This is a genomic window from Leifsonia sp. NPDC056824 (genome assembly GCF_042789575.1).
Classification (GTDB): domain Bacteria; phylum Actinomycetota; class Actinomycetes; order Actinomycetales; family Microbacteriaceae; genus Leifsonia.
In genome coordinates this window covers 229,508-252,820 of record NZ_JBHUAV010000003.1, presented here as the reverse complement: position 1 = coordinate 252,820, position 23,313 = coordinate 229,508, and the positions used below count along the sequence as shown (strand labels likewise).

Below are 23,313 nucleotides of genomic sequence, written 5' to 3'. Positions count from 1 at the left end.
GGTGTCGGCCCCTTTCCCCTTTTAACCCCCGCCGAGGGGCACGTAAACGCCCCTAAAACCGCGTTTTAGGGGCGTTTACGTGCCCTTCGATGGGTGGGTCAGGGGGTGGCGGCGACGAGGGGGCGCGGGATCTCGAGCCAGAGGTCGACCTCGTCGTCCTCCGAGTCCGCTCCCAGCGCGTTCGCGGCGCCGTCGTCGGACATCCGGAGGCCCACCACGGTCACGGCGGTCTTGGACGAGCGCGGCACCGTCCGCACGATCAGCTTGTCCGTCGTCGTGCCGCGGATGGCGTCCGCGAGCCGGCGCAGCACCGCCTCCAGCCCCGGCTGGTCGAGGTCGTCGATGCCGCCCTCGTCGAGCAGGCTCACCACGACGCCGCGCCGGCGGGCGTCCATGACCTCCCGGCGCACGTCGTCGTTGAGCAGGCGGCGGCCGCGGATCTCGTCGCGGATGGCGCCCTCCAGGTAGCGGCACTCGCGCCGTTCCGCCTCGGTGAGGTCGCCGCCGCGGCGCACGATCTCGGCGAGCATCGGCGCGGCGACGCGGTAGGTCTGCCGCAGGCGCAGCTGACGCTCCATGACGTGCGCCTCCTGCGCGGCCTGCCACTCGGTGGCCTCCCGCTCCGCACGGGCGAACTGGAGGGCGTCGCGGCCGGCCTTGGCGAGCGAGCCGGAGATGACGACGGCGACACCGACCCAGACCACAGAGCCGATGACCCCGAGTCCCGCGAGCGCGCCCGGTCCGGCCCAGACCACCGTCTGCACGGCCAGGAAGCCGACGCCGACCCACGCCACGAACTGCTGACGACGCACGGCGGCGATCGTCATCAGCGTGCCCACCGCCGCCACGTACCAGGTCGCGTAGCCGTTGTCCTTCGCCGGGTTCAGCTCACTGGTGACCAGGATCGGGATAACCACGCAGACGGCGAGGTCGAACGACGCCAGCCACAGCGGCATCTTGGTCGGACTCGTCGGCCACAGGCTGATCACGGTCGCGACCGCATACAGCGCCATCGCGACGATCGCGGGGCCGGGCGAGGAGGGGATCGACAGCGACGACAGCCCGAGGAACAGGTGGTACGCCGAGAACAGCGCCCCGAGCCCGAGGAACAGCAGGCGGTTGAGAGTGATCATCCTGCGGTCTCCTGCTCGCGCTCCACGACCGAGCTGCGCTCGCCGGCAGGCCAGACGATGGTGACCGTCGTGCCCTCGCCCGGCGCCGAGACGACGTTCGCGCGACCGCCGACCTTCGCCAGCCGCTCCCGGATGCTCACCCGCAGCCCCAGCCGCTCGGCGGGGACCTCGGCGGCATCGAAGCCGCGGCCGTCGTCGGTCACGATCACGCGGACCGCCGCGCCGTGCTCGCCGCCGCGGACGACCACGCCGCGCCGCACCTCGTCGCCGCCGGCGTGCTGCATGCTGTTGACCATCGCCTGCACGGCCGCCGAGTAGACGGCCTCCGCGACGTTGACCGGGAGGCTGTGCAGCTCGTCGTCGTCGCGCGCGTCCACCTCGAACGGCGACGAGAAGGCCCGCGCGGCCGTCACCAGCCGGTCGGAGAGCTGCTCGACGCCGACCTGGGTCTGGTCCTCCGGAACGGACGCCTCCGCGGCGTGCAGGTGGCCGATCGCATCCGCGGCCATCCGTGCTGCGAGGTCCTTCTGCTCCTGGGTGCGGGCGCTCGCGGCCGACAGCAGGGTGGTCAGCACGCTGTCGTGCACGATCGCGTCGACCTGCACGCGCTCCACCTCCGTCGCGTGCTGGCGCACCGCGTTGCCGTACTTGGCGAGCGCCTGGCTCTGCGCGACGTCGACGGCGGTCGCCGCCTGCCGCATCATCGCGATGATGGCGAGGATGACGCCGCCGAGGATGATCGCGTAGACGGCGTCCAGGCCGGCCAGCTCCGCCCCGACTCCCCCGCCGGCGGGCAGCGCCCGGACCACGCCGTAGGCGAGCGGGGTCACGATCGTGTAGGCGATGGCCAGCCACAGCGGGTAGGCGACGGCGGCGAACGCGGTGAAGACCGAGCAGAGGAACCAGACCCACGGCTTGTCCGACGCGAACGCCTTCGGGTCGGCCGAGAGCAGCGGCCAGGTGACGATCGCGGCGAAGTACACGAGCGACAGCACGCCCATCGTGACCTTCACGAAGCGCTGCGCGACGATCGCCAGCAGCACCGTGAACGCCAGGCCGCCGAAGATCACCACCAGGACGATGAGGCCCCACGGACTGCGCAGGGCATCGAGCTGCCCGAGAGCGGTGGGGAAGGTCTGCAGCCCGAAGACGAGGCCGAACGCCGACACCGTGCGGTCCGAGATGCGTTCGATCCTGGCTCTGCTGAGCGGGTTGCGCGGCTTGGCCGACTCGCGGGGTGCTCCTGCGGCGGAGCGCGGAACGCTAGGCGCGCTCATTGCCCGTGTCGGGGTCGAGCCCGGGCAGGATGCCGTCCTCGACCGCGCGACGGAGGAGGTCCACCTTCGTCGGGGCCGGACGGCCGACTTCCACGTACTTCACGCGAATGCGGTCGAGGTACTCGCGCGCCGTCGAGTTGGCGATGCCGAGCTGTGCGGCGACCGCCTTGAGCGGCAGGCCGGACGCGTAGAGGTGGAGCACGTCGCGCTCGCGGCGGCCGAGCTGAGCCTTGGCGAAGTCGCTGTCCGCGTCGATCGCGGTGGCCCACTCCAGGTTGTTGAGCACGTCGCCGCGCGCGACCGTCTCGATCGCGTTCATGACGGTCGTGGTCGGCGAGGACTTGGGGATGACGCCGGCGGCGCCCGCGGCGAGCGCCTCGCGCACGCTCGCGACCCGGTCGGCGATGCTGTGCACGAGCACGGCGGCGCCGGTCGCCTGCGAGCGCTTGACGTTGTCGGTCACCTTGGAGCCGTCGCCGAGCGACAGGTCGAGGACGACGACGTCGCACTCCTGGGTGCCGAGCTGCTGGACGAAGTCGTCCACCGTCGCCGCGGTGACCACCACTCGGTAGCCCGCGTCCTGACAGGCCGCTTTGAGCCCGAGCCGCACGGACTCGTGATCGTCGACGATTGCCACTCGCACCATGCTGACCATCGTAGTGTGCGGGTACATGTATTCCGGCCGATCACGGAGTCAGCGTGGCGACGGCCTCCACATGGTGGGTGTTCGGGAACAGGTCGAAGGCCCGCAGCGTGCGCAGCGGGTAGCCGCGCTCGGCGAAGTAGGCGACGTCGCGCGCGAGGGCGACGGGGTCGCAAGCGACGTAGACGATCTGGGCGGGGCGCATCGCGGCGACGGCCTCGACGACCTCCCGGCCGGCGCCGGAGCGCGGCGGGTCGAGCACGACGGTGGCCGCGCGCAGCCGGGCGCGCTCGGCCGCGGTGGCCTCCGCAGCCAAGCCCGTGACGAAGCGCTCCACCCGGGCGGTCACGGCGCTCGCGCCGACCCATTCGGCCAGGTTCTCCGCTGCGTCGTCGGTCGCGGCCTCGTCGGCCTCCACCGAGGTGATGCGCAGCGTGGAGCCGAACCGGTCGCCCAGGGCCGCGGCGAGGAGGCCGACCCCGCCATAGAGGTCGAGGTTCGCTGCGCGCGGGTCGAACAGCGCCTCGTCCACCGCGGAGCGGACGGCCTCGGTGAGCGTCGCCGCCGCCTGACGGTGCACCTGCCAGAAGCCGCGCGCGTCGAGCCGGAACTCGCGCTCGCCCACCCGCTCGCGGATCGGCACCGGACGGCGGCGCGGCCGGACCAGCCGCTTGCCGCGCCGCTCGGGGAGGTCGTTGACCAGCACATGGGTCGCACCGCCGCCCGTCGCGACGACGTCGACCGACTCCGCGCCGGAGAAGCGCTGCCCGAAGGGGGCCGACTCCTCGACGGCCGCCGTCGCCAGCGGGAGGTCGGAGACCGGGACGATGGTGTGGCTGCGGGCGGCGTACGGCCCGATCGCGCCGTCCTCGCCGACCTGGAGCCGGACGCGCGTGCGCCAGCCGGTGCCGTCACCGGTCTCGCCGGCCACGGCCTCCACGACGGGGCCGGAGCCCGCGCCGAGCGCCTCGATGGCGGCGGGGTCGAGCTTCGCCGTGCGCTGGAGGGCGTCCACGATCACGCGCCGCTTGAGCTCGCGCTGGTGGTCGAGCCGGATGTGGCCGAACTCGGCGCCGCCGGCCCGTCGCTCGGGCGCGCGCTCGACGGACGCCGCGCCCCAGACGTGCTCCTGCCGCTCGGCCGCCGGTTCCACGACCTCCAGCAGCTCTGCACGCCAGAACCGGTCGTGCGCCTGGTCGGCGATCCGCGCGCGGACCCGCTCCCCCGGGATGGTGTCCGGCACGAAGACCACGCGGCCCTCGTGGCGGGCGACGAACACGCCGCCGTGGGCGACGTTGATAATGTCGAGTTCGACCTCGTCCTTCTGGGGCATCCTTCGAGCATCCCACAGGTGACCATGCGCCTCTACCTCGCCTCCACGTCCCCCGCCCGCCTCGCGCTGCTGCGCGCGGCCGGCGTCGAACCGATCGTCGTGCCCTCCCACGTCGACGAGCCGGCGGCCGTCGCGGCGGCGGAGGCCGAGCACGGCCCGCTTTCGCCGCAAGCGATGGTGCAGCTGCTCGCGCGGCTGAAGGCGGAGGCCGTGCGCGGCACGCTGGACGGGGCGCCGATCGACGGCCTCATCCTCGGCGGCGACTCGGCGTTCGCGATCGACGGGCAGATCCACGGCAAGCCGCACCTCCCGGAGGTCGCGCGCGAGCGCTGGCTGCAACAGCGCGGCCGCACCGGCATGCTGCACTCGGGGCACTGGCTGATCGACCACCGCGACGGGCGCGAGAACGGCGCGGTCGGCGCGGCGGCGGTGGCCGCCGTCACCTTCGCCGACGTCACCGAGACCGAGATCGACGCGTACGTAGCGAGCGGCGAGCCGCTGGAGGTCGCCGGCGCGTTCACCATCGACAGCCTCGGCGGCCCGTTCATCACCCGCGTGGAGGGCGACCCGAGCACCGTTGTCGGGCTGTCGCTGTCGACGCTGCGCGACCTGGTGCGTCGGCTGGGCGTGGAGTGGACGGAGCTGTGGACCCGGGCCTGATCCCGGCTGTCATTTGTCGACTCTCTGAAGTCGCGCAAATGCTTTTTTGTGGGGATCAACCAAAAGCTGGCCCGTATCCCGGCATAGGCTAGGGAATTGTGCCCCGTATCTCGAAGGTCCTCATCGCCAACCGCGGCGAGATCGCCGTCCGCGTCATCCGTGCCGCGAAAGACAGCGGAATCGCCTCCGTCGCCGTCTACGCCGACCAGGATCGCGACGCCCTCCACGTCCGGCTCGCCGACGAGGCCTACGCCCTCGAGGGCACGACCAGCGCCGAGACCTACCTGATCATCGACAAGATCCTCTCGGTCGCCCGCCGCTCCGGCGCCGACGCGGTGCACCCGGGTTACGGCTTCCTCGCCGAGAACGCCGACTTCGCCCGTGCCGTCATCGCGGCCGGCCTGACCTGGATCGGCCCGTCGCCGGAGGCCATCGAGCGCCTCGGTGACAAGGTGTCGGCCCGCCACGTCGCCGAGAAGGTCGGCGCGCCGCTCGCCCCCGGCACGCTCAACCCGGTCGCCGACGCGGCCGAGGTGCTCGAGTTCGTGGACGAGTACGGCCTCCCCGTCGCCATCAAGGCGGCGTTCGGCGGCGGCGGCCGCGGTCTGAAGGTCGCCCGCACCCGCGACGAGGTCGCCGAGCTCTTCGACTCCGCCACCCGCGAGGCTATCGCCGCGTTCGGCCGCGGTGAGTGCTTCGTCGAGAAGTACCTCGACCAGCCGCGCCACGTCGAGACGCAGTGCCTCGCAGACGCCTACGGCAACGTCGTCGTGGTCTCCACCCGCGACTGCTCGCTGCAGCGCCGCCACCAGAAGCTCGTGGAGGAGGCGCCCGCGCCGTTCCTCACCCCGGAGCAGCTCGACAAGCTCTACAGTGCGTCCAAGGCCATCCTCAAGGAGGTCGGCTACCAGGGCGCAGGCACCTGCGAGTTCCTGATCGGCAAGGACGGCACGGTGTCGTTCCTGGAGGTCAACACCCGCCTCCAGGTCGAGCACCCGGTGTCCGAGGAGGTCACCGGCATCGACCTCGTCCGCGAGCAGTTCCGCCTCGCCGAGGGCGGCGAGCTCGACTACGACGACCCGATCGCGCGCGGCCACTCCTTCGAGTTCCGGATCAACGGCGAGGACGCCGGCCGCAACTTCATCCCCTCCCCCGGCCCCGTGCACGTCTTCAAGGCGCCCGGCGGCCCCGGTGTCCGCGTGGACAGCGGCATCCAGGCGGGCGACGTCATCTCCGGCGCGTTCGACTCCATGCTCGCCAAGCTCATCGTGACCGGCGCCAGCCGCGAGGAGGCCCTGGAGCGGTCCCGCCGCGCCCTCGACGAGTTCGAGGTCGCGGGCCTGCCGACCGTGCTGCCCTTCCACCGCGCGATCGTGCGCGATCCGGCCTTCGCCCCGCAGGACGGCGAGCCGTTCTCGATCTACACCCGCTGGATCGAGACCGAGTGGGCCGGCGGCGTCGAGCCGTGGGCGGGCGAGCTGGGCGAGACCCCGGCCGAGCGCCGCAGCAACGTCGTGGTCGAGGTCGAGGGCAAGCGCATCGAGGTGTCGCTGCCCGCGCGCCTGCTCACCGGCGGCGGCCCGGCGGAGGCCGCGGCTCCCGCTCCGCGCCGCCGCTCCGGCGCGCACGCTGTGGACACGGCGACCGGCGACTCGGTGACCGCGCCCATGCAGGCCACCGTCGTGAAGGTCGCGGTCGCCGACGGCGACGAGGTCGTCAAGGGCGACCTGGTGCTGGTGCTGGAGGCCATGAAGATGGAGCAGCCCCTCACCGCCCACAAGGACGGCACCATCGCCGGCATCAACGCCACCGTCGGCGACACCGTCTCCTCCGGCCACCTCCTCCTCAACATCGTCTAACCGGCTACCCACCCTCCCGCTCCCCCTCCCCTCCCCCTCCCCTCTGCCAGTAACGGAGGAGATCCCCCCACCCCGGGCCCCGATCTCCTCCGTTAGCTGCCTTTCGGTGTGCTTCACGCCCGGATCTCCTCCGTTGCCAACACGGCCTCGATCGTGGAAACGACCCCGTCCGCGTCGGTGAGTAGGTCCCGCGCGGGGAACCGAAGCCGGCGCGCTCCGAGGAGGGCGAGCGCGGTGTCGCGCGTCCGGTCGCGCTCGAACGCCTCCCGTCCGCCGTGGAACGCGAAGCCGTCGATCTCGACGTAGAGCACACCGTCCACGCGGGCGTCCACGCGCCCCACCCCCGAGACCGCGACCTGCTGTTCGACGACGTGCCCGCGAGCGGTCAGCCGCTGACGGAGGATGGACTCCACCCCCGAGTCCGAGCCCGGACGCGCGCACGCCGCCACCGCTCGGGCGGCTGCGGGGCTCTGCGCGAACATGCCCCGCAACCCGATCATGGTCACCAGACGCGCCGCGAGCGCGGTGTCGAGGACGGCGATGGCGGTCTCCGCGTCCGCGCAGTCGACCACCGAACGGAGGCAGTCCGCCAGCGACACCCGCCACAGCTCGGCGCTTCCGTCGTGCGGCTCCCAGTGCCGCACCGCGTCGTCGGCCGTCCGCCCGGCGTGCGGGTGCACGCGGAGATGGAGCCGGCCGTCCTGGCCTCCCCAGAGTCCGTAGCTGCGCGCCGCGGATACGCAGGACAACCTCCCGCCCGCCGCCAGGGCCGCGCGCCCCTCGGCGGCCAGCCCCGGAAGCGCGTAGACACCGCGGCGCGGCCGCAGCAGACGTCCGTCCTCCACCGCCGCGGTCAGCGCGCGATCGCCGATCCCGGCCTTCCTCAATTCCTGCCGTGTCACCGCTCCGCCCCGCTCACGGAGCACCTTCTGCCAACTCATGCCTCCACCCTGCTGCTCCTCGGGGCGCGGAAGGCCCCACTGCCGGAATCTGTGGAGAACTGCTCGCGGGGGTGCTGTTGTGAGGGGAGGACATCGGCCTCGACACGCCCGGGAATGGCAGTCGGCGGAGGAGATCGGGGGGTGGGTGGGGTGGATGTCCTCCGTTGGCCGCGAGACGGGAGGCGAGGGGGCGGGTGGGGCGGGGGTCAGGGGGTGGACATTACTTGGCGGAGGTAGGTGAGGAAGACCTGCTCCACGCCGTCGGTGGCGGCGCTGCCGCGGAGGAAGTGGGCCCAGTGGTCGTAGACGGCCATGGACTCGGCGGCGATGCCCGGGTAGTCCGGGTCGTAGCCTCCCGCGTAGGTCGCCGTCTGCAGCAGCTGGTCGCTCGGGATGTACCCGGGGATCTCGTTCGAGTACGCCAGGAACCAGACCCCGTCCGAGCCGCCGTTCTCCTGCCGGATGTCGACGGCGAACCCGGAGACGACCTCCCCGCCGCAGAACAGCAGGACGAGCGGCTCGTCCCCACCGATGGTCCAGCGCTGGACGGGCAGCGGCACGGTCTGCTCCAGGTTCGCGAGCGGCGTCGCGTCGATGAGCTGGGTCATCCGGAGCGCGTGCCGGCGCTCGTAGCCGATGACGGCCGCGTTCGTGCTGCGCGCGGCGTACTCGGCGCGGACGGCCGCGACGTTGGCGACGGTCAGCGTCACGTCGAGCGGGAGGCTCACCTCGCCGTAGCTGGAGGTCATCGGACCGGTCAGCTCCCGCCCGGGGTCCGCGATCGCGTTCACCACCGTGGCGCCGAGGTCGTTCCCGAAGGTGTCGACGTCGCCGAACGTCCCCGTCGAGGTCGGGTTCTGGTCGCCCGCCGGTCCCGTCATGAACTGGGCGAGGCATCCCGCCCACTCGGCCTCGATCGCGTCGATCGCCGGGCCGGGATAGTCCCCGTCGAAGAGCGTCTGGCCGCCGGCCGCGACGGGGTGCGCGCCATACCCGAACAGCACGGCGCGCGGTGTGCCGTCGCCCGCGCGAGCGACCAGGCACGGCACGTCGCGCTCGACGTACGCGAGCCCCTCCCGGTTGAACGAGAAGTTCTCGTCGAGCACGAAATAGTCGAGCGTGCACGGCACGCTCGGCGCTGCTTTCGTCTGCGCGACGAGCGTCGTGATGGTCGCGACGAGCCACGTCGTGTACGTGTCCACCGAGGCGAGGTTCTCGAGGTCGTAGGCGATGAACGGGTCGAGGCCCTCGCTGAGCACCGGGCCGTTGTGCGTGTGCGTGGCGGTCAGCACGAAGTCCTCCGGCGGGATGCCCAGCCCGGTGACCGCCGCGCGGATCTGCTGGTGGGTGTCCCTCCGGAACCCCAGCACGTCGACGGTCACGACGACGTGCGGCACGGTGCCGTCGTAGAGGATGGTGCAGCGCGCGTACAGCGGCCGGTTCGTGCCCGTGGCGAGCCGCGGCGAGTCCACGCCGTAGCCGGCCATCGGATAGCCGACGCTCGGCGTGATGTCGATCTTCCCTGTCGAGACGGTGAACATGGAGCGCCCCCTCTGCTCCCGCCGTCCGGCCCGATCCGGTCGGCGAACGTGTCACAGCGTAGAACCGGCGCCGAGGCGCTGGCAACGCTTGTATTCCGCCGAGCCGGCGCGTTCAGCCGGTGGCCTCGGTGGGGTCACCCTTCAGGTCGATGCTGATCTCGTCGGCGTCGAGGTTGCTGAGGGCGCCGGCGAGCACATCGGCGCTGAAGGTGCCGTCGTCGCGGGCGTCGAGCAGCGCGTCGCGCTGGGCGCGGATGCGCTTCAGCCGCGCGGACTTGTGCTGGTTGAACGCCTCGGGCGTCCGCTCCGTGGTCTCCGGCATCGGCACCGCCTGCCCGGCCTCGTGCAGCAGCTCCAGCAGCCGCGTGCGCTCCTCCTTCTCGGCCTGCGGGTCGGAGGCCGTCGGCTTCACCAGGCGCAGCGCCAGCCCGAGCGTCCCGCCCTGGAGCAGCAGCGACCCGGCCGCCACGAGGAACGCGATCAGCACCAGCACCGAGCGCCCAGGCGTGTTCGACGGGAGGCTCTGCGCGGCCGCGACCGTGACGGCTCCGCGCATCCCGGCCCAGACCACGATGGAGCCTTCGCGCCAGCCGAGCGGCGCCCCCGTGAAGTAGTCGATGTCCGCCAGCACCCGCCGCAGCCGCGTGCCGAACCGCGTGATGTTCTCGACCGTCCAGGCCCGCTGCCGCTGACGCTGCCGCCGGACCAGCCGGCCGCGCCAGCCCGCGGGCGTCGCGAGCCGGTCGCGCGTGGCACCCGCAGCCTCCGGGACCCCTGCCACCTTCGCCACCTCCGCGTGCGCGGCGACGGGGTCGGCGGCCAGCACGTCCGCGTGCGTCTCCGGGTCCTCCGAAGGGTCGACGCCCTCCGGCAGGGCGGGCATCGCGTCGGGTGGAGGCGGCCCCTGCTCGAGCAGCAGCCGCGCGGCCTCCGGGTCCTCCAGCCGCTCCTGCAGCTTGGTCAGCGCCGGCCGCATCCGCTCGCGACGCCGCCCGCGCCGCGCCAGCAACGCCAGCAGCGGCGCCACGAACGCGGCCCGCACGATCAGTGTGAGCAGCAGCGCAGCGGCCGCGATGCCGACCGCCGGCAGCACGCCGGAATGGTCCTTCTGCACCTTCTGGACGATGCCGAACAGCTCCAGCCCCATCGTCAGGAAGATCATGCCCTCCAGCACGAGCTCGACCGTTCGCCAGTTCTGGGTGTCCGACAGCCGGTGCTCCGGCGACAGCACCCGCGGCGCGCGGCTGCCGGTGATCAGGCCGGCGACGACCGCGGCGACCAGCCCCGACGCGCCGAGCGCCTCGGCCGGGATGGAGGCCAGGAACGGCACCGTGAACGAGAGCACGGTGTTGACGGTCGCGTCCTTCACCCGCGCCCGCACGATCAGGTTCAGCCGCCCGACGACCCAGCCGAACACGACAGCGACGACCACCGAGTAGAGGAACGACAGGGTCACCGCGCCGAGGGTGAACGAGGCCACCGCCGCGGCAGCGACCGCCGCCCGCAGCAAGACGAGCGCGGTGGCGTCGTTGAGCAGGCTCTCGCCCTCCAGGATGGCGACGACGCGCGGCGAGACGCCCGCGCGCTTCACGATCCCGGTCGCCACCGCGTCGGTCGGGCTCACGATCGCGCCGAGCGCGACGCCCCACCCCAGCCCCAGCCCCGGGATGAGCCAGGCGAAGAAGATCCCGAGCAGCAGAGAGCTCACGATCACGAGCACGACCGAGAGCCCTCCGATCGCGCCGAACTCCCGCCGGAAGTTCATCGACGGCATCGACACCGACGCCGAGTAGAGCAGCGGCGGGAGGACGCCCGCGATGATCCACTCGGGCTGGACCTCCAGCACCGGCACGAACGGCAGGAAGGAGACCAGGATGCCGACGACGACGAGGATGAGCGGCGACGCCACCCCGAAGCGCTGGCCGTAGACGGCGGCGGCCGCGATGATCAGCACGGCGAGGACGCCGACGACCAGGACCTCCTCCACGCCTCGGCCTCCCGCCTAGAGCACGATGTGCATCGCCCGCGCGGCGTCCGAGATCGATCCGGAGAGCGACGGGTACACCGTGAACGCTCTCGCCACCTGGTCCACCGTCAACCGGTGCTCCACCGCAAGCGCGAGCGGGAAGATCAGCTCGGAGGCCCGCGGCGCGACGATCACGCCGCCGATCACAGTACCCGAACCGGTCCGCGCGAACAGCTTCACGAAGCCGTCGCGGATGCCCAGCATCTTGGCGCGCGGGTTGGACTTCAGCGGGAGCTTGTAGATGTCGCCCTGCGCGATGCCGTCCTCGATCTGCTTCTGGTTCCAGCCGACCGTCGCGATCTCCGGCTGGGTGAAGATGTTGGACGTCACGTTGCGCAGTTCGATCGGGTTCACCGCGTCGCCCATCGCGTGGAAGACGGCGGTGCGCCCCTGCATGGAGGCGACGGAGGCCAGCGGCAGCAGGTCGGAGCAGTCCCCTGCCGCGTAGATGTTGGGGATGGAGGTGCGCGCGACCCGGTTGACCCGGATGTGACCCGACGGCGTGAGCTGGACGCCGGCCTCCTCGAGGCCGATGCCCGCGGTGTTCGGGATGGAGCCGACCGCCATCAGACAGTGGCTGCCCTCCACCGTGCGTCCGTCGGTCAGCGTCGCGACGACGCCGTTCTCGGTGCGGACGACCGACTCGGCGCGCGACTTGGACAGCACCTGCATGCCGTTGCGCCGGAAGACGTTCTCGATGACGCTCGCGGCGTCGGCGTCCTCGCCGGGGAGGACCTGGTCGCGCGACGAGATGAGCGTGACCTTCGAGCCGAGCGCGGTGTACGCGGACGCGAACTCCGCGCCGGTGACGCCCGACCCGACCACGATCAGGTGCTCGGGGACCGTCGAGAGGTCGTAGAGCTGGGTCCAGGTGAGGATGCGCTCCCCGTCCGGCACGGCGGAGGACAGGATGCGCGGGCTCGCGCCGACCGCGATCACGATCGTGTCGGCCTCCACCCGGTCGAAGTCGGTGCCGGAGTCGCCCGTGCCGGTCGAGACGATGATCGCGCCGTCGCCGTCGAGGCGGCCCTCGCCGGTGATGATGCGCACGCCGGAGCGGACGAGCTCGGCGCGCATGTCCTCGGACTGCTGGCGCGCGAGGCCCATCAGGCGCTTGTTGACCGCGGCGAGGTTGACCGCGATCTCCGGGCGGACGGGCTTGCCGCCCTCGCCGCGCGAGAAGAACTGCACGCCGAGGTCGGTCGCCTCCGCGATCGAGTTGGTCGCCTCCGCGGTGGCGATGAGGCTCTTGGATGGGACCACGTCGGTGATGACGGCCGAGCCGCCGACGCCCGATCGCTCGACGATCGTGACGTCCGCGCCGAGCTGCGCGCCGGCGAGCGCCGCCTCGTAACCGCCGGGTCCTCCGCCGAGGACGGCGATGCGCTGCTTGCGCTCGAATTCATAGGCCATGCCCCTTATTCTTCCGTATCCCGGTACACGGATGCGCACCCCCGCCGACGCTGTACCGCGGGGTGCCGCTCAGTAGAGTTGGCTCATGCTCGAAACCACCCAGAACCCGCTCGACGACCCCTCGACCGACCCGTTCGAGGTCGCCAGGGAGGCGGCACAGCAGCTCGCCGAGAAGACCGGCGTCGAGAAGCACGACATCGCCCTCACCCTCGGCAGCGGCTGGGGCAAGGCCGCCGACCTGATCGGCGAGACCGTCGCCGTCCTCCCGGCCCACGAGATCCTCGGCTTCAGCAAGCCGGCGCTGGAGGGCCACGCCGGCACCCTGCGCTCGCTCCGCCTCGCGAACGGCAAGCACGCGCTCGTCATCGGCGCGCGCACCCACTACTACGAAGGCCACGGCGTCCGCCGGGTCGTGCACAGCGTCCGCACCGCAGCGGCCGCCGGCGCGACCACGATGGTCCTCACCAACGGCGCCGGCGGCATCAAGGAGCACTGGAAGCCGGGGACGCCCGTCCTTATCAGCGACCACATCAACCTGACGGCGGACTCCCCGCTGGAGGGCGCCACCTTCATCGACCTCACCGACCTCTACTCGAAGAGGCTGCGCGAGCTCGCGAAGAGCATCGACCCGAGCCTCGACGAGGGCGTCTACACGCAGTTCCGCGGACCGCACTACGAGACCCCGGCCGAGGTGCAGATGGCCAAGGCGATCGGCGGCCACATCGTCGGCATGTCGACCGCGCTGGAGGCCATCGCCGCCCGTCAGGCCGGCATGGAGATCCTCGGCATGTCGCTGGTCACCAACCTCGCCGCGGGCATCCAGAAGACCCCGCTCAGCCACCAGGAGGTCATCGACGCCGGCCGGGAGGCCGAGCCGGTGATCAGCGCCCTGCTGGCCCGGATCGTGGAGGCGCTGTGAGCACACAGGACACGCCTCGGCTCCTCGAGGACGCGCGCGCCTGGCTGGCGCAGGACCCCGACCCGGAGACCCGCGCCGAGCTGGACGCGCTGATCGTGGCCGCCGAGGCGGGCTCCGCGGAAGCGGTCGACGACCTCCACGCGCGCTTCGACACCCGGCTGGAGTTCGGCACCGCCGGCCTCCGCGGCGAGATCGCCGCCGGGCCCAACCGGATGAACCGCGTGCTGGTCTCCCAGGCCGCCGCCGGGTTCGCCCGCTGGCTGCTGGCGCACGCCGAGGGCGAGCAGCCGTCCGTCGTCATCGGCTACGACGGCCGGAAGAACTCCGACGTCTTCGCGCGCGACACCGCCGAGCTGATGGCCGGCGCCGGCGTGCGCGCGGTCCTGCTCCCCCGGCTGCTGCCGACCCCCGTGCTGGCGTTCGCCGTGCGGCACCTCGGCGTCAGTGCAGGCGTAATGGTCACCGCGAGCCACAACCCGCCGCGGGACAACGGTTACAAGGTGTACCTGGGCGGCGAGAACCACGGCTCGCAGATCGTCTCGCCGACCGACGCGGAGATCGCGGCGCACATCCTGGAGGTCGCGCGCGGTGACATCGGCGACCTCCCGCGCTCGGAGCAGTTCGAGATCGCGTCGGGCGACGTGGAGGCCGCCTACATCGAGGCCACCGCCGCCGTCGCGACCACGACCGCCCCGCGCGACGCCGTCACGTTCGCGTACACCGCGATGCACGGCGTCGGCTGGCGCACGGCGGAGGCGGTGTTCGAGCGGGTCGGCTTCTCCTCTCCCGTCGTGGTGGCCGAGCAGCGCGACCCCGACCCCGATTTCCCGACGGTGTCGTTCCCGAATCCGGAGGAGCCGGGTGCGATGGACCTGTCCTACGCGACGGGACGCGCCGCAGGCGTGGACCTGATCATCGCGAACGACCCGGACGCCGACCGGCTGGCCGTCGCCATCCCGGACGACTCGGCGGACGGCTTCCGCCGCCTCAGCGGCAACGAGGTCGGCGCCCTGCTCGGCTGGCGGGCCGCGGACCTCGCCGAGCGCACGTCGACCGCCGGCGCCGCCTTCGGCGCCCTCGCCTGCTCGATCGTCTCGTCCCCGGCCCTGGCGGCCGTCGCCGCCGCGTACCACCTCGATTTCGCCGACACCCTCACCGGGTTCAAGTGGGTCTCCCGCGCCCCCGGCCTGATCTACGGCTTCGAGGAGGCGCTCGGCTACCTGGTCAACCCGCAGACCATCCGCGACAAGGACGGCATCTCGGCCGCCACGGCGTTCCTCGACCTGGCGAACGAGCTCGCCGCCTCCGGCCGCACGATCGCGGACCACCTGGACGCGTTCGCGGAGCGCTTCGGCTACTTCGCCAGCGACCAGATCTCGATCCGGGTCACCGACCTCTCCCGCATCGGCGAGATCATGGCCGCGCTGCGCTCGACCCCGCCGAGCAGCCTCGGCGCGGTCGCCGTCGACCACATCGACGACCTCCGCGACGGCTTCGGCGCGCTCCCGCCGAGCGACGTGCTGCGCATCGTCCTGTCGGACGGCTCCCGCGTCATGGTCCGCCCCAGCGGCACCGAGCCCAAACTCAAGATCTACATCGACGCCTCCAGCGACGAGGGAGACGTCCCCACGCGCCGCGCCACAGCGACCGCGCGCGTCGCCGCCCTCGCCGCCGCGATGCGCACCCTCACGGAATAGGCGCCGCCTCTTTCGTCACGAATGTCGACTCTCGCGCCGCGAAAGTCGACATTCGTGACGAATCGCGCGGGTCAGCCCAGCGCCTCGTCCAGCTTCTGCTCGAGCTCGTCGAGGTCGAAGTAGTTCTGCACGACGATCACGTCGGCGTTGGTGGGGCCGATCCGGTCGACCAGCTCCGGCGAGGTGAGGATGATCTGCGCGTCGCTCGACGCGGAGGCCACGCTCGCGACGTCGGCCGCGGTCACGTCCGCGTCGAGGCCGAGGCGGTCGAGCACGCGCTCGGCGTTCACCTTCAGGATGCCGGAGGTGCCGATCCCGGCGCCGCAGATCGCGACGATCTTCACTGCACCGTTCCCGTCATCTGTGCGGTCCCGTTCATCGCGCCGCTTCCTCTTCGCTGAGCGTGAGGATGCGCTGCACCTCCGCGACGTCGCCCGCGGCGGCCAGCGCCGGGATCGCGTCCGGGTCGTTGAAGACGTTCGCCAACTCGGCGACGCTGGAGACATGCGCCTCCGGCGACGTCACGGCGAGGCCGATCACGACGGACACCGGGTCGTTGTGCGGGTGGCCGAACACCACCGGCTCGTCGAGGGTGACCACCGACAGCCCGTCGCGGACGACGTCCGGCCCCGGCCGCGCGTGCGCCAGGGCGAGGCCCGGTGCGATGACGATGTAGGCGCCGAACTCCTCGATCACCTGGATCATCCGCGCGCCGTACGACTCCTCCGTCGCTCCGGAGCGGGCCAGCGCCTCCCCCGCGAGCTCGACCGCGTCGCGCCAGTCGGCCGCGTGGGCTCCGACGGTCACAGCGGTGGCGGGCAACGGTGGCAGCGGCATGGGTCCAGCGTACGCGTCAACGGGTCAGGAACCCTCGAAACCTGCTGTGATGATCTCGGCCAGTTCCTCACGCTGCTCGACCGGGAGGAAGGCCCCGGCCGCGGCGTTGAGCTGGAAGATCTCCAGGTCGGTGAGGTCGTACGAGAACGCGTCGGCGAGAATGCTGAGCTCGCGCGTCAGCGTCGTGCCGCTCATCAGGCGGTTGTCGGTGTTGACCGTGACGCGGAAGCCGAGCTGGTACAGCAGGTCGAACGGGTGGTCGAGGATGTCGTCGCCCCACGCCGCGATCGCGCCGGTCTGCAGGTTGGAGGTCGGGCTGGTCTCCAGCGCGATCTCGCGGTCCTTGACCCACTGCGACAGCGTGCCGAGCGTCACGTAGGTGTTCTCGTCGTCCTGGCGCTCGATCGTGATGTCCTCCGCCAGGCGCACACCGTGGCCGAGGCGCAGGGCGCGCCCGTCGAGGAGGGCGCTGCGGATGCTGTCGAGCCCGTCGGCCTCCCCCGCGTGCACGGTGGCCGGGAAGAACTCCGACGCGAGGTAGTCGAACGCCGCGCGGTGGTTCGCGGGCGGGAAGCCCGCCTCGGGTCCGGCGATGTCGAAGCCGACGGCGCCGCGGTCGCGGTGACGCACGGCCAGCTCGGCGATCTCCAGGCTGCGGTCGGTGTGGCGCATGGCGCTGACGAGCTGGCCCACGCGGATGCGGCCGCCGGCAGCGCGCACGTCCTCGATGCCCTGCTCCAGGCCCTCCTGCACGGCCTCCACGGTCTCGTCGAGGCTGAGGCCGCGGGTGAGGTGCTGTTCGGGCGCCCAGCGGATCTCGCCGTACACGACGCCATCGGCGCCGAGGTCCTGCACGAACTCGCGGGCGACGCGGCTGAGGCCCTCGCGGGTCTGCATGACGGCGGTCGTGATGTCGAAGGTCTTGAGGTACTCGACCAGCGAGCCCGAGTTGGACTTCTCGGCGAACCAGGCGCCGAGCGCCACCGGGTCATCGGCCGGGAGCTGGAGGCCGATGCCGTCCGCGAGCTCCAGCACCGTCGACGGCCGCAGGCCGCCGTCCAGGTGGTCGTGCAGGGACACCTTGGGCAGCGCCCCGATGTCGGTCCCGTCGGCGAGCGTGTAGCTGCTGTTGTCGTTCAGGCTCATGGGTCTCAATCTATCTAGCCGATGCGCTCGGCGACGAGGGGGGTGCGGGTGAAGGGGGTGCCGAGGGGTGCGAGGCGGTAGGCGCCCTCCAGCGCCTCCAGGGCGCGCTCGAAGCGGGCGGGCTCGTCGGCGGAGAGCGTGAACAGCGGCTGACCCGCGCGCACCTCGTCGCCCGGCTTGGCGTGGAGGTCGACGCCGGCGGCGTGCTGCACCGGGTCCTGCTTGCGGGCGCGGCCCGCGCCGAGCCGCCAGGCGGCGATGCCGAACGGCAGCGCCTGCTGCTCCACGAGCACGCCGTCCTCCTCCGCGACCACGGTGTGCGTCTCGCGGGCGACGGGCAGCGCCGCGTCAGGGTCGCCGCCCTGCGCGCGCACGGTCTCCCGCCACTTGTCCATCGCGCGGCCGTCCTTCAGCGCGGCCTCCACGTCGGCGTCCGGCTGTCCGGCGAGCGCCAGCATCTCGCGGGCGAGCGCCACGGTCAGCTCGACGATGTCGGCGGGGCCGCCGCCGGCGAGCACCTCGACCGACTCCCGCACCTCGTTGGCGTTGCCGATAGCGAGGCCGAGCGGCACGTTCATGTCGGTGAGGAGGGCGGAGGTCGCGACGCCCGCGTCCTTGCCGAGCTCCACCATCGTGCGGGCGAGCTCGCGGGACTTGTCGATGTCCTTGAGGAAGGCGCCGGAGCCGAACTTGACGTCGAGCACCAGGGCGCTGGTGCCCTCGGCGATCTTCTTGGACATGATCGAGGACGCGATCAGCGGGATGGCCTCCACGGTCCCCGTGATGTCGCGCAGCGCGTACAGCTTGCCGTCGGCGGGCGCGAGCCCGGAGCCGGCGGCGCAGATCACGCCGCCCGGGCCGCGGAGCTGGGCGAGCATCTCCTCGGTGCTGAGGTTCGCGCGCCAGCCCGGGATGCTCTCCAGCTTGTCGAGCGTGCCTCCGGTGTGGCCGAGGCCGCGGCCGGAGAGCTGCGGCACCGCGACGCCGAACGACGCGACCAGGGGCATCAGCGGCAGGGTGATCTTGTCGCCGACGCCGCCGGTGGAGTGCTTGTCGGCGGTCGGCTTGCCGAGGCCGGAGAAGTCCATCCGCTCGCCCGACGCGATCATGGCCAGGGTGAGGTCCCGGATCTCGCGGCGGCTCATCCCGTTAAGGAAGATCGCCATCGTCATGGCTGCCATCTGCTCGTCGCCGACGTAGCCGCGCGTGTACGCGTCGACCAGCCAGTCGATCTCCGGCGTGGTCAGCTCGCCTCGGTCGCGCTTGGTGTGGATCAGGTCGACGGCGTCGAACGCCTCGACCCCTGCTGCGGTGCTCACGAAGATGTAACCCTCTTGCTCGGTGGTCGTTCGGTCGGTGGTCGTTCGGTCAGTCGGCGTCGCGCTCGGCGCCGTGCTCCTCCGCGTAGGCGGCGAGCTGGCGCGGCCCGAACGCGTCGGGCAGCACCTCGTCGATGGTCCGGATGCCGGAGACCGTCTCCAGCAGCATCCCCTCGGCCGAGTGCTCGTACAGGAGCTGGCGGCAGCGGCCGCACGGCATCAGGGTGTCGCCGTCGCCGTTCACGCAGGTGAACGCGACGAGCCGCCCTCCCCCGGTCATCGCGAGCGACGACACCAGGCCGCACTCGGCGCACAGGGTGACGCCGTAGCTGGCGTTCTCGACGTTGCAACCGCTGACGACACGGCCGTCGTCGACGAGCGCCGCCGCGCCGACCGGGAACTGCGAGTACGGCACGTAGGCGTGCGTCATCGCCTCGTTCGCCGCGGCGCGCAGCGCCGGCCAGTCGATGGCGTCGGTCATGACTTGATGTACGGCTTGCCGTCCGCGGCCGGGGCGCGGGACACCCCGACGAGGCCGGCGACCGCGAAGATCGTGACCACGTACGGCAGCATCAGCATGAACTCGCTCGGGACCGGCGAGCCAATGATGCCGAGCACGTTCTGGAGGTTGGTGGCGAAGCCGAACAGCAGTGCGGCCAGGGTCGCGCGGATCGGGTCCCAGCGTCCGAAGATGACGGCCGCGAGGGCGATGAAGCCCTGGCCCGCGGTCATCTCCTTGGAGAACGCGCCCACCGAGCCGAGTGTGAAGTACGCGCCGCCGAGACCGGCGACCGCCCCCGCCAGCGACACGTTCCAGAACCGGGTCCCGTTGACGTTGATGCCGACGGTGTCCGCTGCCTCCGGGTGCTCGCCGACCGAGCGGAGGCGCAGACCCCAGCGGGTCTTGAACAGCCCGAACCAGACCAGGAAGATCGCGATGTACATGAGGTACTCGATGATCGTCTGGTCGAACAGCACCTTCCCGATGACCGGGATGTCGCTGAGGATCGGGATGGGCCAGTCCGGCAGGCGCGGCGGGTGATTCAGCACCTGCGGGTTGCCCGCGAGCACTGCGGAGTAGAGGAAGCTCGTCAGGCCGGTGACCAGAACGTTCAGCACGACGCCGACGATCACCTGGTCCACCAAGTACTTGATCGAGAACGCAGCGAGCACGAACGAGACGAGCACACCGGCGACCATCGCGGCGAACAGGCCGACCAGCCAGCTCCCGGTGATCGAGGCGGTCATGGCCGAGACGAACGCGCCCGCGAGGAGCTGGCCCTCGATGGCCACGTTGACGACGCCGCCGCGCTCGGAGATGACGCCGCCGAGGGCGCCGAACACGAGCGGGACCGAGAGGCTGATCGTCCCCAGCAGCAGCCCGGTGACCGGCACCGGGAGCTGGCCGGAGCCCGCCCAGGCGAGGAACGCGAACATGAACAGCAGCGCGTAGACGATGACCAGCCAGATCGGCGTCTTGCGCACCTTCCAGGACAGCCAGGCGCTGTACGCGGTGATCAGGACGAGCAGGATCGTGACGACAGTCGTCGTCGTGAAGGTGTCGACCGTCAGGTTCGGCAGCTTGACGGCGTCGGACGCCTCCGAGAACCGGAAGGTGCTCTGGCCGTGCCGGGCGAAGCCGAAGAACAGCACGATGCTGATGACCACGAAGACGGCGAGGGCGATCGGCGCCTTCCAGGACCGGACCTCGGCCTTCTCCAGGACGATGGGCGAGGAGTCGGGAATGACGGGGGCTGCGGTGGTCACTTGGCCGCCACCTCCTTCGAGACGATGGGACGCTGTCTCCGGGGCGCGCTCCCCGGCGTCGGGAGGCGGAAGATCGCGCGCACCAGCGGCGGGGCGGCGACGAAGAGCACGATGAGGGACTGCATGATGAGCACGATGTCGATCGGGATGCCCCCGGCCTGGATCGTGTAGCCGCCGGCCTTGAGCGCGCCGAACAGCAGACCGGCGACGAAGACGCCCCACGGCCGGGACCGGCCGAGCAGCGCGACCGTGATCGCGTCAAAGCCGATGCCTGCGTCCACACCCGAGCTGATGCCCGCCGGGAAGACGCCGAGCGCCTGGCTCGCACCCGCGACGCCGACGAGGGCGCCGGCGAGCAGCATCGCGTACACGTAGATGTTCTTGACGTTGATGCCGGCGACGCGTGCGGCGTTCGGGTTCTCGCCGACCGCGCGGAAGCGGAAGCCGAGGCTGGAGCGGTTGATCAGCCACCAGACGAACACGGTCGCGGCGATGACGAGCACGAACGCCCAGGTCAGGTTGTACTGCACGCCGAGCAGCGGAGGGAGCACAGCGGTGCCGTGGATCGGCGGGGCCTTCGGGTTGTTCGAGCCGGGCGCCTGCAGCAGGCCTTTGGTGCGCAGCAGGTAGGAGATGAGGTAGAACGCGATGTAGTTGAGCATGATCGTCACGATCACCTCGTGCGCGCCCGTCCTCGCCTTCAGCAGGCCGACGATGCCGGCCCAGACCGCAGCGCCGGCGATGCCCGCGAGCACTGCGACCACCAGGTGGATGACCGGAGGCAGGTCGAAGGAGAAGCCGACCCAGGCGGCGGCCGCAGCGCCGATCAGGAGCTGTCCCTGACCACCGATGTTGAACAGGCCGACGCGGAACGCCAGCGCGACGCCGAGGCCGGCGACGATCAGCGGTGTCGCGAAGGTCAGAGTCTCGGTCAGCGGGCGGATGCCCGCGGCGAAGGTCGGCCGGCCGAAGTTGTAGATCGAGCCCTGGAACATCGACGTGTACGCGTTGGAGACGGATGTCCAGATCGCGGAGAGGGTGTCACCGGGCCGGGCGAAGAAGTACGCGGACGCCTTCTGCACTCCCGGGTCGGTGAGGGCGATCAGGATGCCTCCGACGATGAGCGCCAGAACGACGGCCAGGACGGAGATGATCACCGGGCCGCCCATGATGTCGCGGACCGCCTTGCTCCAGCGGTCGTCGTGCTCCGGCTTCGCCGCCGGCTGTCCCTGCTGTGCGGGCTCGGCCGGCGCCATGGGCTGGCTGGGCTGGGTCCCGGTCATGCTGCTGCTCCTGCCTGCTCCGGCGACTCGCCGGCCATCATCAGGCCGAGGACGTCACGCGACGTGTCCCCCGGCACGATTCCTACGATGCCTCCGCGGTACATCACGGCGATGCGGTCGGCGAGCGCCGCCACCTCGTCGAGCTCGGTGGACACCACGATCACGGGCACGCCTGCGTCGCGGGTCGCGACGATGCGCTTGTGCACGAACTCGATCGACCCGACGTCGAGGCCTCGGGTCGGCTGCGCGGCGACAAACAGCCGCAGCTCGCGGCTCAGCTCGCGGGCGAGCACGACCTTCTGCGCGTTGCCGCCCGAGAGCCGGCCGACCTTCTGGTCGATCGACTGCGTGCGGACGTCGAACTCGGACACCTTCTCCTCGGCGAACTGCTTGAGGTAGGAGAACTGGATGCTGCCGCCCTTGACGAACGGAGCCCCCGTCGAGCGGTCGAGCATCAGGTTCTCCTGGATGCTGAACTCGCCGACCAAGCCGTCCTCGTTGCGGTCCTCCGGCACGAAGCCCACACCGGCGTCGAGCACCTTGCGTGGGCTGTGACCGTGGATCTCCGTCCCGTCGAGCAGGATCTGGCCCTCCACGCGGGGCTGGAGGCCGAGGATCGCCTCGGTCAGCTCGGTCTGGCCGTTGCCCTGCACTCCGGCGATCGCGAGGATCTCCCCCGCCCGGACCTCGAAGCTCACCTTGTTGACGACCAACTGGCCGATCTGGTCGATCACCGAGAGGTCCTTGACGACCAGCGCCGGCTCCCCGGGGCTCGCCGGCTCCTTCTCGACCGTCAGCGACACGGCGCGGCCGACCATCATGGAGGCCATCTCGGCGTTCGTCGCGGTGGGCTCGGTCTCGCCGACCACCTTGCCGAGCCGGATGACCGTGATGCGGTCGGCGACCTCGCGGACCTCACGCAGCTTGTGGGTGATGAAGACGATGGCGGTGCCCTGCTCCTTGAGCTGGCGCATGATGGCCATCAGCTCGTCGGTCTCCTGCGGGGTCAGCACCGCGGTCGGCTCGTCGAAGACCAGGACCTTCGCGTTCTGCGACAGGGCCTTGATGATCTCGACGCGCTGCTGGACGCCGACCGGGAGGTCCTCCACGAGCGCGTCCGGGTCGACGTGGAAGCCGAAGCGTGCGGAGATCTCGCGCACCTTGGCGCGCGCCGCGTTCAGGTCGAGGCGGCCGCCGAGCTTGGTCTGCTCGTGCCCGAGCATGACGTTCTCGGCGACGGTGAAGACGGGGATGAGCATGAAGTGCTGGTGGACCATGCCGATGCCGGCCTTCATGGCGTCACCGGGGCCCGCGAAATGCTGGACGACGTCGTCGAGCAGGATCTCGCCCTCGTCGGCCTGGTAGAGGCCGTAGAGCACGTTCATCAGCGTGGACTTGCCTGCGCCGTTCTCGCCGAGCAGACAGTGGATCTCGCCGGGTTGGACGGTCAGATCGATGTGGTCGTTCGCGACCAGGGCACCGAACCGTTTGGTGATGCCGCGAAGTTCGAGCTTCATTC

General features: G+C 71.4%; 20 protein-coding genes. 4 read left to right on the top strand and 16 right to left on the bottom strand.

Annotation, left to right across the window (positions count from 1 at the left end; genetic code table 11):
- Nucleotides 1-98: 98 nt before the first annotated feature.
- The 4 genes from ACFRFH_RS14040 to ACFRFH_RS14025 are packed head-to-tail and all read right to left on the bottom strand — an operon-like array spanning nt 99 to nt 4,386.
- Nucleotides 99-1,133, bottom strand: coding sequence for a hypothetical protein (locus tag ACFRFH_RS14040; RefSeq protein WP_382463617.1), 1,035 nt, complete (start codon nt 1,131-1,133; stop codon nt 99-101).
- Complete coding sequence (locus tag ACFRFH_RS14035) at nt 1,130-2,410, bottom strand: ATP-binding protein (protein ID WP_382463616.1); 1,281 nt, start codon at nt 2,408-2,410, stop codon at nt 1,130-1,132. The genes ACFRFH_RS14040 and ACFRFH_RS14035 overlap by 4 nt, the downstream gene beginning before the upstream one ends.
- Entirely contained in the window at nt 2,397-3,056 is a 660-nt protein-coding gene (locus tag ACFRFH_RS14030) for a response regulator (RefSeq protein WP_382463615.1), read from the bottom strand. The genes ACFRFH_RS14035 and ACFRFH_RS14030 overlap by 14 nt, the downstream gene beginning before the upstream one ends.
- A gap of 40 nt (nt 3,057-3,096) precedes the next feature.
- Nucleotides 3,097-4,386 (bottom strand): class I SAM-dependent RNA methyltransferase, encoded by a 1,290-nt coding sequence (locus ACFRFH_RS14025; protein ID WP_382463614.1) that lies wholly within the window; start codon nt 4,384-4,386, stop codon nt 3,097-3,099.
- A gap of 24 nt (nt 4,387-4,410) precedes the next feature.
- On the opposite strand from ACFRFH_RS14025, the gene ACFRFH_RS14020 reads away from it, so the two are divergent.
- Both ACFRFH_RS14020 and ACFRFH_RS14015 read left to right on the top strand, forming a co-directional pair.
- Complete coding sequence (locus ACFRFH_RS14020; protein ID WP_382463843.1) at nt 4,411-5,046, top strand: Maf family protein; 636 nt, start codon at nt 4,411-4,413, stop codon at nt 5,044-5,046.
- A gap of 98 nt (nt 5,047-5,144) precedes the next feature.
- Nucleotides 5,145-6,905: an acetyl/propionyl/methylcrotonyl-CoA carboxylase subunit alpha gene (locus ACFRFH_RS14015; RefSeq protein ID WP_382463613.1), complete on the top strand. Its 1,761-nt coding sequence runs from the start codon at nt 5,145-5,147 to the stop codon at nt 6,903-6,905.
- A gap of 113 nt (nt 6,906-7,018) precedes the next feature.
- On the opposite strand, the gene ACFRFH_RS14010 is transcribed toward ACFRFH_RS14015, so the two are convergent.
- The 4 genes from ACFRFH_RS14010 to ACFRFH_RS13995 form a co-directional block, all read right to left on the bottom strand.
- Nucleotides 7,019-7,846, bottom strand: a complete 828-nt coding sequence (locus ACFRFH_RS14010; protein ID WP_382463612.1) for a type IV toxin-antitoxin system AbiEi family antitoxin domain-containing protein — start codon at nt 7,844-7,846, stop codon at nt 7,019-7,021.
- Between the two features lie 206 nt (nt 7,847-8,052).
- Nucleotides 8,053-9,387 (bottom strand): hypothetical protein, encoded by a 1,335-nt coding sequence (locus ACFRFH_RS14005; RefSeq protein WP_382463611.1) that lies wholly within the window; start codon nt 9,385-9,387, stop codon nt 8,053-8,055.
- A 112-nt stretch (nt 9,388-9,499) separates the two neighbouring features.
- On the bottom strand, nt 9,500-11,374 hold the full coding sequence (locus tag ACFRFH_RS14000) for a cation:proton antiporter (protein ID WP_382463610.1): 1,875 nt from the start codon (nt 11,372-11,374) through the stop codon (nt 9,500-9,502).
- A 15-nt stretch (nt 11,375-11,389) separates the two neighbouring features.
- Complete coding sequence (locus ACFRFH_RS13995; protein WP_370056522.1) at nt 11,390-12,826, bottom strand: NAD(P)H-quinone dehydrogenase; 1,437 nt, start codon at nt 12,824-12,826, stop codon at nt 11,390-11,392.
- A gap of 85 nt (nt 12,827-12,911) precedes the next feature.
- On the opposite strand from ACFRFH_RS13995, the gene ACFRFH_RS13990 reads away from it, so the two are divergent.
- The gene (locus tag ACFRFH_RS13990) at nt 12,912-13,745 is read left to right on the top strand and encodes a purine-nucleoside phosphorylase (protein WP_382463609.1); all 834 of its coding nucleotides are present in this window, start codon (nt 12,912-12,914) and stop codon (nt 13,743-13,745) included.
- Nucleotides 13,742-15,442 (top strand): phospho-sugar mutase, encoded by a 1,701-nt coding sequence (locus ACFRFH_RS13985; protein ID WP_382463608.1) that lies wholly within the window; start codon nt 13,742-13,744, stop codon nt 15,440-15,442. Before ACFRFH_RS13990 ends, ACFRFH_RS13985 begins: the two co-directional genes overlap by 4 nt.
- A 71-nt stretch (nt 15,443-15,513) precedes the next feature.
- Here ACFRFH_RS13985 and ACFRFH_RS13980 read toward each other — a convergent pair whose 3' ends face one another.
- From ACFRFH_RS13980 to ACFRFH_RS13945, 8 genes are read right to left on the bottom strand one after another with little or no spacing between them, the layout of a single operon-like run.
- A complete protein-coding gene (locus ACFRFH_RS13980; protein ID WP_382463607.1) occupies nt 15,514-15,786 on the bottom strand; it encodes a PTS sugar transporter subunit IIB in 273 nt (90 codons plus the stop codon).
- A 31-nt stretch (nt 15,787-15,817) separates the two neighbouring features.
- Nucleotides 15,818-16,279 carry a PTS sugar transporter subunit IIA gene (locus ACFRFH_RS13975; protein WP_382463606.1) on the bottom strand — a complete coding sequence of 154 codons (462 nt, stop codon included), beginning with the start codon at nt 16,277-16,279 and terminating at the stop codon, nt 15,818-15,820.
- Between the two features lie 24 nt (nt 16,280-16,303).
- Nucleotides 16,304-17,425 carry an adenosine deaminase gene (locus tag ACFRFH_RS13970; RefSeq protein ID WP_382463605.1) on the bottom strand — a complete coding sequence of 374 codons (1,122 nt, stop codon included), beginning with the start codon at nt 17,423-17,425 and terminating at the stop codon, nt 16,304-16,306.
- A 14-nt stretch (nt 17,426-17,439) separates the two neighbouring features.
- Nucleotides 17,440-18,744, bottom strand: a complete 1,305-nt coding sequence (locus ACFRFH_RS13965) for a thymidine phosphorylase (protein WP_382463604.1) — start codon at nt 18,742-18,744, stop codon at nt 17,440-17,442.
- Between the two features lie 49 nt (nt 18,745-18,793).
- A complete protein-coding gene (locus ACFRFH_RS13960) occupies nt 18,794-19,225 on the bottom strand; it encodes a cytidine deaminase (protein ID WP_382463603.1) in 432 nt (143 codons plus the stop codon).
- Complete coding sequence (locus tag ACFRFH_RS13955) at nt 19,222-20,511, bottom strand: ABC transporter permease (RefSeq protein WP_382463602.1); 1,290 nt, start codon at nt 20,509-20,511, stop codon at nt 19,222-19,224. The genes ACFRFH_RS13960 and ACFRFH_RS13955 overlap by 4 nt, the downstream gene beginning before the upstream one ends.
- Nucleotides 20,508-21,794: an ABC transporter permease gene (locus ACFRFH_RS13950; RefSeq protein ID WP_382463601.1), complete on the bottom strand. Its 1,287-nt coding sequence runs from the start codon at nt 21,792-21,794 to the stop codon at nt 20,508-20,510. Before ACFRFH_RS13950 ends, ACFRFH_RS13955 begins: the two co-directional genes overlap by 4 nt.
- A complete protein-coding gene (locus ACFRFH_RS13945) occupies nt 21,791-23,311 on the bottom strand; it encodes an ABC transporter ATP-binding protein (RefSeq protein ID WP_382463600.1) in 1,521 nt (506 codons plus the stop codon). The genes ACFRFH_RS13950 and ACFRFH_RS13945 overlap by 4 nt, the downstream gene beginning before the upstream one ends.
- Nucleotides 23,312-23,313: the final 2 nt, after the last annotated feature.

What these genes read in the sequence shown, in the direction of transcription:
- ACFRFH_RS14025 (WP_382463614.1), bottom strand. Translation starts at nt 4,386, where the DNA reads ATGCCCCAGAAGGACGAGGTCGAACTCGACATTATCAACGTCGCCCAC.
- ACFRFH_RS13990 (WP_382463609.1), top strand. Translation starts at nt 12,912, where the DNA reads ATGCTCGAAACCACCCAGAACCCGCTCGACGACCCCTCGACCGACCCG.
- ACFRFH_RS14040 (WP_382463617.1), bottom strand. Translation starts at nt 1,133, where the DNA reads ATGATCACTCTCAACCGCCTGCTGTTCCTCGGGCTCGGGGCGCTGTTC.
- ACFRFH_RS13950 (WP_382463601.1), bottom strand. Translation starts at nt 21,794, where the DNA reads ATGACCGGGACCCAGCCCAGCCAGCCCATGGCGCCGGCCGAGCCCGCA.
- ACFRFH_RS14035 (WP_382463616.1), bottom strand. Translation starts at nt 2,410, where the DNA reads ATGAGCGCGCCTAGCGTTCCGCGCTCCGCCGCAGGAGCACCCCGCGAG.
- ACFRFH_RS14005 (WP_382463611.1), bottom strand. Translation starts at nt 9,387, where the DNA reads ATGTTCACCGTCTCGACAGGGAAGATCGACATCACGCCGAGCGTCGGC.
- ACFRFH_RS13945 (WP_382463600.1), bottom strand. Translation starts at nt 23,311, where the DNA reads ATGAAGCTCGAACTTCGCGGCATCACCAAACGGTTCGGTGCCCTGGTC.
- ACFRFH_RS14020 (WP_382463843.1), top strand. Translation starts at nt 4,411, where the DNA reads ATGCGCCTCTACCTCGCCTCCACGTCCCCCGCCCGCCTCGCGCTGCTG.
- ACFRFH_RS13995 (WP_370056522.1), bottom strand. Translation starts at nt 12,826, where the DNA reads ATGGCCTATGAATTCGAGCGCAAGCAGCGCATCGCCGTCCTCGGCGGA.
- ACFRFH_RS13960 (WP_382463603.1), bottom strand. Translation starts at nt 19,225, where the DNA reads ATGACCGACGCCATCGACTGGCCGGCGCTGCGCGCCGCGGCGAACGAG.
- ACFRFH_RS14030 (WP_382463615.1), bottom strand. Translation starts at nt 3,056, where the DNA reads ATGGTGCGAGTGGCAATCGTCGACGATCACGAGTCCGTGCGGCTCGGG.
- ACFRFH_RS14010 (WP_382463612.1), bottom strand. Translation starts at nt 7,846, where the DNA reads ATGAGTTGGCAGAAGGTGCTCCGTGAGCGGGGCGGAGCGGTGACACGG.
- ACFRFH_RS13970 (WP_382463605.1), bottom strand. Translation starts at nt 17,425, where the DNA reads ATGAGCCTGAACGACAACAGCAGCTACACGCTCGCCGACGGGACCGAC.
- ACFRFH_RS13975 (WP_382463606.1), bottom strand. Translation starts at nt 16,279, where the DNA reads ATGCCGCTGCCACCGTTGCCCGCCACCGCTGTGACCGTCGGAGCCCAC.